Origin of the sequence: Planococcus sp. APC 3900, from assembly GCF_030407735.1 — a bacterium.
GTDB classification, from domain to species: domain Bacteria; phylum Bacillota; class Bacilli; order Bacillales_A; family Planococcaceae; genus Planococcus; species Planococcus notacanthi.
Genome location: NZ_JASDCT010000004.1, coordinates 30,984 through 42,925 on the forward strand (window position 1 = coordinate 30,984; position 11,942 = coordinate 42,925).

General features: G+C 48.0%; 9 protein-coding genes, 2 pseudogenes and 1 riboswitch. Of the genes and pseudogenes, 10 read left to right on the forward strand and 1 reads right to left on the reverse strand.

The features are described from left to right. The first annotated feature begins 1 nt into the window (after position 1). The 8 genes from QMA04_RS09260 (at position 2) to QMA04_RS09295 (ending at position 9,897) form a co-directional block, all read left to right on the forward strand. Positions 2-754, forward strand: a complete 753-nt coding sequence (locus tag QMA04_RS09260) for a sirohydrochlorin chelatase (protein WP_290185313.1) — start codon at positions 2-4, stop codon at positions 752-754. A 22-nt stretch (positions 755-776) separates the two neighbouring features. Further along, positions 777-1,592: a uroporphyrinogen-III synthase gene (locus QMA04_RS09265; RefSeq protein ID WP_290185315.1), complete on the forward strand. Its 816-nt coding sequence runs from the start codon at positions 777-779 to the stop codon at positions 1,590-1,592. A gap of 32 nt (positions 1,593-1,624) precedes the next feature. Beyond that, positions 1,625-3,463, forward strand: a complete 1,839-nt coding sequence (locus tag QMA04_RS09270) for an assimilatory sulfite reductase (NADPH) flavoprotein subunit (RefSeq protein ID WP_290185317.1) — start codon at positions 1,625-1,627, stop codon at positions 3,461-3,463. Between the two features lie 32 nt (positions 3,464-3,495). Further along, positions 3,496-5,211: an assimilatory sulfite reductase (NADPH) hemoprotein subunit gene (cysI, locus tag QMA04_RS09275; RefSeq protein ID WP_290185319.1), complete on the forward strand. Its 1,716-nt coding sequence runs from the start codon at positions 3,496-3,498 to the stop codon at positions 5,209-5,211. Positions 5,212-5,293: 82 nt separating this feature from the next. Next, a complete protein-coding gene (locus tag QMA04_RS09280) occupies positions 5,294-6,511 on the forward strand; it encodes a threonine synthase (RefSeq protein ID WP_290185322.1) in 1,218 nt (405 codons plus the stop codon). Between the two features lie 43 nt (positions 6,512-6,554). Then, entirely contained in the window at positions 6,555-7,823 is a 1,269-nt protein-coding gene (locus QMA04_RS09285) for a dicarboxylate/amino acid:cation symporter (RefSeq protein ID WP_290185324.1), read from the forward strand. 197 nt (positions 7,824-8,020) lie between these two features. Beyond that, entirely contained in the window at positions 8,021-9,220 is a 1,200-nt protein-coding gene (locus tag QMA04_RS09290) for an MFS transporter (protein WP_290185326.1), read from the forward strand. A 95-nt stretch (positions 9,221-9,315) separates the two neighbouring features. Next, positions 9,316-9,897 (forward strand): hypothetical protein, encoded by a 582-nt coding sequence (locus QMA04_RS09295; RefSeq protein ID WP_290185328.1) that lies wholly within the window; start codon positions 9,316-9,318, stop codon positions 9,895-9,897. 629 nt (positions 9,898-10,526) lie between these two features. On the opposite strand, the pseudogene QMA04_RS09300 reads toward QMA04_RS09295, so the two are convergent. Next, positions 10,527-10,649, reverse strand: a pseudogene (locus QMA04_RS09300) (PadR family transcriptional regulator); the annotation flags it as partial. A gap of 139 nt (positions 10,650-10,788) precedes the next feature. Here QMA04_RS09300 and QMA04_RS09305 point away from each other — a divergent pair. Both QMA04_RS09305 and QMA04_RS18220 read left to right on the forward strand, forming a co-directional pair. Beyond that, entirely contained in the window at positions 10,789-10,956 is a 168-nt protein-coding gene (locus QMA04_RS09305; RefSeq protein ID WP_290185330.1) for a hypothetical protein, read from the forward strand. Continuing rightward, positions 10,956-11,555: pseudogene (locus tag QMA04_RS18220) on the forward strand (DUF6920 family protein). The gene QMA04_RS09305 and the pseudogene QMA04_RS18220 overlap by 1 nt, the downstream one beginning before the upstream one ends. Positions 11,556-11,809: 254 nt before the next feature. Beyond that, a riboswitch (SAM riboswitch) is annotated at positions 11,810-11,914 on the forward strand. The last annotated feature ends 28 nt before the right edge of the window (positions 11,915-11,942 follow it).

Here is an 11,942-nt window from a genome sequence, read left to right on the forward strand (position 1 = left end):
CATGCAGGCTGTACTTTACGTAAGCCATGGAAGCCGTGTAAAAGAAACACGCGATGAAGCGATGGCGTTTATGGAGCAGGTTCATCAAAAGGTAGATGTAACTCTTCACGAAACCTGCTTTTTGGAGCTGGCCAGTCCGGATATTGGGGAAGGAATTGACAGCCTTGTCAAACAAGGCGCGACAGCAATTGCAGTCGTTCCAGTTCTGTTGCTGAGCGCCGGACATTATTACGAAGACATTCCAGATGAAATCAAAAAATCGGTCTTGCGTTATCCGGATATCCGCTTTACTTACGGAAAACCGCTTGGCGTCCAAGATCGGCTCGTTGAGATTTTAGCTGAGCGTCTGCAGGAGACGACAGTGGAGCGATTGCCTGAAGCGAAGATTCTGCTGGTCGGAAGAGGCGGGAAGAGCTCGGAAATCACCCGTTCGGTTGAAGAAATTGCTGCGAAACTGGCAGTGAAAGCAAATGTACCGAACGTGGAAGTCTGTTATTTGGCTGCAGCTGCCCCGTCATTTGATGAAGGATTGCAAGCTTCCATCAATTCCGGCAGCAACCAGATTTTCGTGGTTCCTTATTTATGGTTCACGGGCCTTTTGGTGAAATCAATGCAGAAGAAAATCAACGCTTTGTCTTCAGACGACCAGCAAATCATCTTATGCGGATATTTAGGCGACCATCCATCCATGGTGGATGCCCTTGCCGAACGCACACAGGAAGCGCTGCAAAGTGAACAGCAATTAGCATGGTGAATGACAGAAGGAGAGATTGAACATGAATGGATTGGCCGGCAAGAAAATCGGCGTCGCCGCAGTCCGCGCTGCAAAAGAAATCAGCTTGCTGATCGAAAAGCAGTCCGGTACACCTGTCATTCTCCCGATTCAGGGAAGACAGCGGCTGAACGAAGACATCAGCGCGCAGAACATCACAGATTTTTTAGCCGAATCTTTTGACTGGGCCATCTTTACGACGGGGATCGGAGCAAGAACTTTAACCGATTCGGCAGAAAGCATCGGACTTCAGTCGCGTTATATCGACAAGCTGAAAGAAACAAAATTGGCTGTTCGAGGCAGCAAAACAATGAAATGGATCAAAGAACATGGCTTAGAACCGGTCCATGTTTCAGAAGACGGAACCATGAATAACCTGCTCGCGGCTTTGGCTGAAGAATATGAAGGCAAGAGCCCGCAGCGGATCTTTTTACAAGCCTACGACCAGGACGACGATAAACTGAAAAGCATCTTGGAGGAAAAGGGCCACTCGGTTTACTTATCCCGGCCTTACTCCTATGAAAAACCAGATCTTTACGTAGTGGACCAATTAAAACAATCCATCATCGCACAGTCCTTGGATGCCATCGTTTTCACCAGTAAAACGCAGGTGAGGAATATCTTCGCCGACGCTGAGCAAAGCCAAGAACTGGCCAACGCTTTCAATGACCGGGTGCTGGCAGTTGCCGTCGGAAAAGTCACCGCCAATGAGCTGGAAAGCAATGGCATCAATCAAGTGCTGCAGCCCGAACACCAAAAGATGGGGGCGATGATCGTAGCAATCGATCATCATTACCGCCAGCAGCAAATTCTTCAATAAATAAAAATAAACGAATTTCGAGGTGAAACAATTTGCAATTGCAGACAATGAACAGCCCATTCGATCAGGAACAGGTCGAGCTTATCAATCGCTTATTGCCGATGCTGACCGACAATCAGAAAATTTGGCTGAACGGCTATTTGGCCGGCACACAATCAGCCGCCACAGTAGCGGTGCAGGAACAACCCGGATTGGAATGGTATGCACAGCAAGGCGGTGCACCGGTTGCCACGCGTGAAATCACCATTCTGGTCGGCTCCCATACCGGCAACTGTCAATCGGTTGCCAAAGAGGTTTCGAAAAAACTGCAGGACAAAGACTATCAAGTGAAGCTTACGCCAATGGATGAGTTTAAACCGAAAGACTTGAAAAAAGTCGAAGATTTATTGGTCATCACCAGTACGCACGGAGACGGCCATCCGCCGGATAACGCCATTGCTCTTTATGACTTCCTGCACAGCAAACGTGCTCCGAAGCTTGATGATGTCCGGTTCTCGGTGTTGTCATTGGGGGACAGCTCCTACGAATTCTTTTGCCAGACCGGGAAGGATTTCGATAAGCGTCTGGAGGAATTGGGCGCCAAACGCATTCATCCGCGTGTAGACGCCGATTTGGATTTTGAAGAACCGGCAGAGGAATGGTTCGACGGCGTCTTCAGCATCTTGAACAAAGACAAAGAAACAGATCGTCCTGGTCCGGGAGCTGCTTCGGCTGCTCAAGAAATTCCAGCTGCCAGCAAGCCTGCCTATTCCCGCAGCAATCCATTCAACGCGGAAGTTCTGGAAAATATCAATTTGAATGGCCGTGGGTCAAATAAGGAAACGCGCCACCTGGAACTCGACTTGGAAGGCTCCGGCCTGCAATACGAACCGGGAGACAGCTTAGGGATCGTTCCTGAAAACGAAGATAAATTGGTTGACCAACTGATTGCAGCGGCAGGATGGAATCCAAATGATTCGGTATCGATCAACAAGCAAGGCGATACGAGTTCCTTGCGGGATGCATTGATCACGATTTTTGAAATCACCAGCTTGTCGAAGCCGTTGCTTGAAAAAGCGGCAGCTTTTGCCCAAGGGGATGCGCTGAACAATTTATTGGAACCTGAAAACAAAGAACAGCTCCAGGCCTACATTTATGGAAGAGACCTGATCGATTTAACGGAAGATTTCGGCCCATGGCAAGCGCCTGCTGCTGAATTCATTAAAATCCTGCGCAAAATACCGGTTCGCCTGTATTCGATTGCCAGCAGTGCAAAAGCGAATCCGGATGAAGTTCATTTGACCGTAGGCGCATTGCGCTACGAAGCGAACGGACGGAAACGGACGGGCGTCTGCTCGACGCAATGTGCAGAACGTTCAGAAGCCGGCGCAACGCTCCCAGTGTTCATCCAAAGCAATAATAGTTTCCGTTTGCCTGAAAATCCGGAGACGCCGATCATCATGATCGGTGCTGGAACAGGAGTCGCTCCTTACCGTGCTTTCATGGAAGAACGGGAAGAAACGGATGCACAAGGAGACGCATGGCTGTTCTTCGGTGAACAGCATTTCGTCACCGATTTCCTTTACCAGACTGAATGGCAAAGATGGTTGAAGGATGGCGTCCTGACGAAGATGGATGTCGCCTTCTCCCGGGATACGGCAGAAAAGATTTATGTGCAGCACCGTTTGATGGAAAAGAGCCAGGAAGTGTATCAATGGTTGGAAGCTGGAGCGAATGTCTATGTCTGCGGCGATGAAAAATACATGGCCAAAGATGTCCATGCTACGTTGGCGACCATTCTGGAGCAGGAAGGCAATATGAGTGCAGAGCAAGCGGAAGAGTATTTGACTTCCATGCGCAGCGACAAACGTTACTTGCGCGATGTTTATTAAGCAGACCCGCTCAACATTGAAAGGAGCTTATCATGAAAATTAAAGAATTGACTGACATAGAAGGCACTCCAAGTGAAATGGAGGTCATCAAAGACCGAACCAACTACTTGCGGGGCAATATTGAAGAAAGCTTTGCGGAGCGCTTGACGGCTTCGATTCCGGATGAAGACACCAAACTATTGAAATTCCACGGCAGCTATATGCAGGATGATCGGGATATCCGCAACGAACGTGCCCAGCAGAAACTTGAGCCTGCCTACCAATTCATGATCCGTGTCCGCCTGCCCGCAGGCGTTGCAACGCCGCATCAATGGCTGACGATGGACAACCTGGCAAACACACATGGCAATGGCACTTTAAAGCTGACGACACGCCAGACTTTCCAGATGCACGGCATTTTGAAATGGAATATGAAGAGCACCATCCAGGAAATGAACCATGCCCTGATGGACACGATTGCTGCTTGCGGAGATGTCAACCGGAATGTCATGTCGACATCCAATCCCTATCAGTCGGATGTTCACGGAGAAGTTTATGACATTTCCCGCGAATTAAGTGAACACCTGCTTCCGAAAACAAGAGCCTATCACGAGATTTGGCTGGATGAAGAAAAAGTTGTCGACAGCAACGAAGCAGAAGAAGTGGAGCCGATGTACGGGCGCTATTATTTGCCGCGGAAATTCAAAATCGGTTTTGCGATTCCACCTGCCAATGATGTCGATATCTACTCCCAGGATCTTGGGTTTATTGCCATCTTGGAAGGCGGCAAGCTGCAAGGCTTCAACGTTACGGTCGGAGGCGGCATGGGCATGACGCATGGCGACACGAACACGTACCCGCAATTGGCACGCGTCATCGGATTCTGCCCGCCGGACAAAGTCAATGAAGTCGGTGAGAAGATCCTGACCATCCAGCGTGATTACGGAAACCGAACGGACCGGAAAAATGCCCGTTTCAAATACACTGTCGACAGATTGGGGCTTGATTGGATCAGAAATGAACTGAACACGCGCCTCGGCTGGGAGATTGAAGAAGAGCGTCCATTCCAGTTCGACCGTAACGGCGACCGTTATGGCTGGATTGAAAGCGACGGCAAATGGCATTTGACGCTATTCATCGAGAATGGCCGTGTTAAAGACTTTGACGGCTACCCATTGATGACAGGGCTCCGTGAAATTGCCCATGTCCACACAGGGGAATTCCGCCTGACAGCCAACCAGAACTTGATCATCAGCAATGTCACAGCGACAAACAAAGCGAAAATCGATGCTTTGGTCGAGAAATACGGACTGACTGATGGCAAAGAAAATTCAGCGCTGCGCCAGAATTCGATGGCGTGTGTGGCATTGCCGACTTGTGGTTTAGCAATGGCAGAAGCGGAACGGTATTTGCCGGTGCTGATCAGCAAAATCGAAGATACGCTGGACGAAGCTGGCCTGCGTGACGAAGAAATCATCATCCGTATGTCGGGCTGCCCGAATAGCTGTTCACGCCCTGCACTTGGGGAAATTGGCTTTATCGGCAAAGCGCCCGGAAAATACAATATGTATTTAGGGGCGGGTTTTGCAGGAGACCGGCTGAACAAAATGTATCGTGAAAACATTGGAGAAGAAGAGATTTTAGCGACGCTGAAACCGATCTTTTTCCAATTTGCAAAAGAACGCCAGGAAAACGAACATTTCGGTGATTTCGTTATTCGCACCGGTTATGTAGCGACGGTCACATCGGGTCTTAATTTCCATAGCTAATCATATAAAGTCCAATCGATAGCCCGGGGGTAGTTTCCGGGCTATTGTTGTCAGGAAAATCCATGAAAGAGGAGTGTTCACATTGAAATACAGTTACATATCCCATCTTTATTGCCCGAAATGCGAGGCCATTTACGATACGAAGCAACAGCATCAATTATGCACATGCGGTTCGCCATTATTGGTGGATTACCATTGGGACGAACTGAAAGCGGATCTGAAACGCGATGAGGTAGAAAAAAGGCAGCCGACTTTATGGAGATACCATGAGATGCTGCCGGTGGAAGACGAAGCGAACGTGGTGTCGCAAGGCGAGGGCATGACGCCGCTGATAGCGATGCCAGCCCTTGGAAAAGACATGGATGTGGAAAATCTCTATATGAAAGACGAGGGATTGGTGCCGACAGGGACGTTTAAAGCAAGAGGCGCAGCTGTCGGCGTGTCCAAGGCGAAGGAAGTAGGCGTCAAGGAATTCGCAATGCCGACTAACGGCAATGCGGGGGCTGCATGGGCCCTTTATGGCGCCAAAGCCGGCATCCAATCGACCATCGTCATGCCGCAGGACGCACCGAAAATCACGCGCAACGAAGTGGCCTTGTCCGGGGCGAATCTGTATTTAGTCAATGGACTGATCAGCGATGCCGGAAAAATCGTCGGACAAGCTGTAAAGGACTTTGGCCTGTACGATGTATCGACGCTAAAAGAGCCATACCGCATCGAAGGCAAGAAAACGATGGGTTTGGAAATTGCCGAACAGATGGGCTGGGAAATGCCGGACGTCATTCTCTACCCGACTGGCGGGGGAGTGGGCTTGATCGGCATCTATAAAGCCTTGAATGAACTGAAGAAACTGGGGTGGATCGAGGGCAATCTGCCGCGCTTGGTGGCTGTTCAGGCGATGGGTTGCGCGCCGATTGTCAAAGCCTGGGAAGAAGGGAAGAACGAATCCGAATTCTGGGCAAGTTCCAGCACACAGGCTTTTGGCATCAATGTGCCGAAAGCGCTGGGCGATTTCCTGGTGTTGGATGCCATCTACAAAACAAAGGGCTGCGCTATTGCAGTGGACGATCAGGAAATGCTTGCTGAACAAGGGAAAATTGCCCGTCTGGAAGGATCCTTCATCTGCCCTGAAGGCGCGGCTGTTTTTGTAGCCATCCGCGAATTGCGGAAACAGAACTGGATTAAAGCTGGTGAAACGGTTGTCGCTTTGAACACCGGAGCGGGCATCAAATACCCGGATACCGTAAATATCGATGTGCCCATTTTGGAAATCGGTGATTCGATCACTGTGAAGTCATAAGGAAGATGGAGAAATTCAGATACGTTGAAGGGGTGAACGAATCATGAAAATTAAAGGGAATTTGCTGGCACAGATTTTAATCGCTTTTGCGGTGGCAGTCATTTTGGGAATTGTGTTTGGTCCGGCAATTGAGGTTGTCGCACCATTGGGCGATTTGTTCTTAAGGCTGATCAAATTTATCATTGCACCTTTGATTTTGGCGACCTTGGTAGTCGGAATCGCCAGCACAGGAGACCCGAAACAGCTCGGGAGAATCGGGATAAAAACCATTTTGTATTATTTGGCCACCACCGGGATTGCCGTTGTCATCGGTTTGGGATTTGCTTATTTGATTTCACCGGGCAAAGGGCTTGATCTCAGCATTCCGGATACGACGGTGGAAGTAAATGAAACAGGCGGCGCCATCGCCACTTTGCTGAATATCATTCCGGAAAATCCGTTTGAAGCACTTGCTTCAGGCAACATTCTGCAGATTATCTTTTTCGCAGTTTTTATTGGGCTGGCGATTACGTTGGTCGGAAAACCGGCTGCGCCCGTCCGGCGTTTCTTCGAAGGGTTTGCAGAGGTGATGTATAAAATAACAGGCATTATCATGCGATTCGCTCCAATCGGTGTTTTAGGGCTAGTGGCACCGGTTGTCGGCCAATACGGGTTATCCGTCTTGCTGCCCTTGGCGAAATTGATTTTGGCGGTGGCCCTTGCCTGCTTATTCCATGCAGCTGTCGTCTATTCACTGGCGGTCAAAACTTTAGGGAAGACCCGTCCGTTGAAATTCTTCCGAGGAATTGCTCCGGCTGCGGCCGTTGCGTTCAGTACGTGCAGCAGTTCGGGCACCTTGCCTGTAACATTCAAGAATACCCAGGAAAACTTAGGGGTTTCCAGAAAAATAAGCAGTTTTGTGCTGCCTCTTGGCGCAACCCTGAATATGGATGGCGCAGCCATTTATCAAGGCATCGCTGTCGTTTTTATCGCCCAGGTTTCTGGAGTAGAGCTTACCTTGTCACAATTGCTGATTGTTATCTTTACAACCATATTAGCTTCCATCGGTGCAGCTGGGGTACCGGGCGCTGGCCTGGTTATGCTGGCGATGGTAGTGAGTGCTGCCGGTCTGCCGCTTGAAGGCATTGCTTTGGTTGCCGGAGTGGACCGCATCCTTGATATGTTCAGAACATCTGTCAACGTGGTTGGCGACGCTTCAGCCGCCGTTGTGGTGGCTGCCACTGAAAACGAGCTGTGGATTGATGAGCCGGCTACAGACATCAGCTCTGATGAAGTTCCAGCTGGTGAGCTCAGTGCTTGGAACTTCAAGTGATAGTGGAATAAAGAACTTAACAACAAGCTGAATTCTGAAACCCTTCATCAGTCCTTAAACCTGGTGAAGGGTTTTTAGTTGGGTGAAATCGTCATTCATGAAAGGGTGCTGTGGAGTTGTCGCCTATCTTATTTGCTTTTGCTGTTCTATGATAAGGAAAGAAGAAAGCCAGAGCGTTTTTTGGAAGGAAGATTAATATGGCAGCGGAAAAATGGAAGGCTTTATTTTGGATCGCACTGGCAGAGCTGTTTGCGCTGAGTCTATGGTTCAGCGCGAGCGTGACAGGACCAGAATTAAAAGAACTGTGGAGCCTCACGACACGAACGGAAGCCTGGTTGTCGGCAGCTGTTCCAGTCGGGTTTATCATCGGCACATTGTTCAGCGTCTACTTCGGCATTGCAGATCGCTTTAATGCGCGGAAAGTCTTTGCACTTTCCGCATTGGCAGGAGCGCTGATCAACGGACTGTTGCCGATTGCCGACAGCGCTCTTACTGGCATTGCATTGCGTGTATTGACTGGGGTGTCACTTGCCGGTGTTTATCCGACCGCGGTCAAACTGCTCTCACTTTGGTTTCCGACAAAACGAGGGTTAGCCCTCGGGATTTTGATTGCCGCTTTGACCTTAGGCTCGTCACTCCCCCATTTTATCAGCATCTTTTTTTCCTCTGTAGATTGGAAACTGGTCATCGTTGTAAGCTCGCTGCTGGCATTGGCTGCATCGGCTATTATGAACTGGATTGTGAAGGACGCCCCAGCTTCTTCACAACGTATGGTATTCTCCTTTAAATTAATTAAAAAAGTCTTGCTTAATAAACCTGTTATGCTGGCGAACTACGGCTATTTCGGCCACATGTGGGAATTGTATGCGATGTGGACATGGTTGCCTGTTTTTATTGCTGCCAGCTTTGCAAGTGCCTTGCCTCAAGTCAGTTCGGCAACCATCGCTTTCTCGTCTTTTGCCTCAATTGGAATTGCAGGAGCGGTTGGCTGTGTACTGGGAGGTTTAGTGGCAGACAAGTTAGGCAGGTCGCGGCTGACCGTTCTTTCTCTCGGAGTCAGTGGTGCCTGTTCAGTTATCATCGGTTTCACGTTCGGACAGGCTTTATGGCTGACGTTGCTGGTCGCAGTGATTTGGGGGATGTCTGTGATTTCCGATTCTGCCCAATTTTCAGCAGCGGTAACGGAATTTGCAGATGCTCCGTATTTAGGGACAGCTCTGACATTCCAAATGTGCATCGGGTTTTTGATCACCATTTTCTCAATCAATTTAATTCCAATTGTGCAAAGCATTATCGGGTGGGAGTGGGTGTTTGCAGTATTGAGCATCGGTCCTGTATTGGGCTTGATTTCCATGATGAAATTCCGTATCTATGAAATAAAATCAGCTAAACAATAGTCTTTAGTACATAGACAAAAAGAACTATCGCTTTTGCGTGAAAATGATTATGATAGAGAGAAAAGAACGTAGATGGTTGCAAAGGGGATAGCAGGATGAATTGGTTGCCGAAGAGAAAAGATAAGGTAGCAGCTTTCTGGGAATGGTTTGAAGATAATAAAGAAGCCTATTTTGATTTGGACGATTCCGGTAGAGACAAGCTCTTTAACCAATTGGAAAAGAAGTTGCATAAAGTAAATCGGCATCTGGCTTTTGAACTCAGTGAAGGGCTGGTGGACGGAAAACGGGAATTCATCGTCAGCGCTGATGGCATGGTGGAAGCATTTGATGCTGTGATCAATCTGGTCGGCCAAGCCCCTGATTTGCCACTCTTTACGATCGTGGCGTTTCGTCAGCCGCAGGAAGAAGAGGTTTCCATCGAGTATGGTGAAATTGAACTGTCATGGGAAGACATTTTCTGTACCTTCGAAAAAGACAGCGATGAAGTCAACCTGATTTTGTACATCAAAGGATTTACAGAAGACAATGAAGATGAATTCGTCTCGGCTTCATTTATTCTGCTGGATACGATCATCGGCGAATACAATGCCGGCATGCGCATCGGTGAAATCGAATTTACCAGTTACGAAGGGCAGCCGGACGTCCGGCCAGTGAAGGAACTGCAAAGCCTTTTTTAATGGAGAGTGAAACCGTACTGAATAACCCAAGCAAAAGGCCTGTCTGAAATCTTCAGACAGGCCTAGACTATAGACAAAGTCTTTCAAAAATGAATAGCGGTGCATACCCCAACCGGTCCGGCCACTTCGCGTTCCGTGGGCTCAGCTTCAGCCTCCTCGTCACTGCGTTCCTGCGGGGTCTTCAGCTTTCGCTGTCCCACAGGAGTCTCCGTGGCCAGCCCGATCGGGGGCGTGTAGCTTCAATCAAAGGAAATAGCCTGCTAGTCAGAATCCGGAAACCATCGTCATCGTCCCAATAAACTTAGTAACTCCTTCATACAAAAATCCGTAACGCAAGGCGGCGAAGGGCAAAGATATGCTCCTGCATCGCTTCGCTAGCTTCGTCGCAAGCCCGCAGGAAAGCGTCCACCTGGAGTGCAGGATCCAATAGAAAGACAACAAATTGCATATTCACCCTTTGAGCGACATAAATATTCTTTTGTCTACAAGCTGGGGCTGTCTGAAATCTTCAGACAGGCCTTTTGCTTTTGAACTTATGAGGATTGTTCTTGCTTATTAAGGCGTTGGCGGGCAGATGAAAGGGCGGGAGTGATGGCTTTCTTTCCAAGTGCTTTGGCTAAGCCGAATTCATAACTGATTTTCCAAAAATGGTTCAGGCTTGTATCAATCATTTGCTTGATCGAATAGCCTGTGCGGCAGTCTGTTGTCAATAGACCAAGAATGGCATATTGCGAATGATTTTCTCTAGCCATTTATACGCCTCCCTATATCAAGTTGATATATATCACTTTGCTATAAAATACTCTTTTTTTGACCTTTCGTATAAAATTTGATAATAAAATGCTTTATGCATTCAATAAACAGGTATAGCAAGTAAAAGGAGGGAGAGTGATGGAGAATAAAGAAAAAGCTGGAAAGAAAACAGGTCGGGCAATTTCCAACAAACTGACAGCAGATATGATTAGCTCACTGCCAACCTGTATAAAAGGGTGGTTATCCGAAATTGGGGCTATTGGCCATGAACAAATCAATTTGGTGAGTCTTAAGCAATCGGGGTAATGAAACTGAAACCAGAACAGAAGCAGTGGACCGTATCCGAAGCAGAGCAAATCAGCTATACGGATCCACCTGCTTTCCGATGGATCGTGAAGCTGAAAATGGGCAAAGGCGTAGTTGTGACAGGAAAAGACAATTTCCTGGAAGGGAAGGCAAGTATGCACATCAAGCTTGCAGGCATCATTCCGATTTCCAAAACAGTTGATGATGAAAAGACCAATGAATCGGCACTCCAGCGCTACCTGATGGAACTCGCCTGGTATCCTTCGGCTGTCCTCAGTCCCTTCATTTCCTGGTAGGAGGTGGACGCACACTCCGCAACAGCGACCATGAATTTTGAAGGCCTTAAAGGTTCTGTCACTTATTTTTTCAATGAACAAAACGAATTGCTGAAAGTGGAAGCCTGGCGCTACAAAGACAGTGGAGAAGACGCCCGTTCCCTGCTGTGCGTGGGCACTGTTAAAAAGCAGCGGAAAGTGGGGGGACTGACCGTTCCAGTGAAGATGGAAATCAGCTGGATGCTGGAAGAAAGGCCGTTTACTTGGTATCGATTTGATGTACATGACATACGATTCAATTCTATCAATGGACAATTTTCATGAAATGATGCTTTTAAGTGATGGACTGCAGACAGGATCAGTAGGCATTCTTGATTTCTTCCAATCATATTTATAGAACTTAACTCCTTTTCCTGGTCCATTTTCAACGGTTAGTTGAACGCATTAAGCTGTTTTATACATTAAATGTATACATTGTGAAAAAAATCACAGAAATTTCATTGTTTTTTGACAGATTGCCTTGACCTGCTCTTCAGATACAGGTACCATATTTAGAATACTTAAAACTGAATAGTGAATTCTTATCGAGAGAAGTTGAGGGACTGGCCCTATGATGCTTCAGCAACCAGCCGAAAGGTCAGGTGCTAAATCCAGCAGGCAAGAAATTGTCTGGCAGATGAAAAGGAACGAGTTTGATATCGTAAAGCCTTC

Excerpts from the sequence above, each read along its gene's own strand:
- QMA04_RS09260 (WP_290185313.1), top strand. The coding sequence starts at position 2 with ATGCAGGCTGTACTTTACGTAAGCCATGGAAGCCGTGTAAAAGAAACA.
- QMA04_RS09265 (WP_290185315.1), top strand. The coding sequence starts at position 777 with ATGAATGGATTGGCCGGCAAGAAAATCGGCGTCGCCGCAGTCCGCGCT.
- cysI (WP_290185319.1), top strand. The coding sequence starts at position 3,496 with ATGAAAATTAAAGAATTGACTGACATAGAAGGCACTCCAAGTGAAATG.
- QMA04_RS09285 (WP_290185324.1), top strand. The coding sequence starts at position 6,555 with ATGAAAATTAAAGGGAATTTGCTGGCACAGATTTTAATCGCTTTTGCG.
- QMA04_RS09290 (WP_290185326.1), top strand. The coding sequence starts at position 8,021 with ATGGCAGCGGAAAAATGGAAGGCTTTATTTTGGATCGCACTGGCAGAG.
- QMA04_RS09295 (WP_290185328.1), top strand. The coding sequence starts at position 9,316 with ATGAATTGGTTGCCGAAGAGAAAAGATAAGGTAGCAGCTTTCTGGGAA.
- QMA04_RS09305 (WP_290185330.1), top strand. The coding sequence starts at position 10,789 with ATGGAGAATAAAGAAAAAGCTGGAAAGAAAACAGGTCGGGCAATTTCC.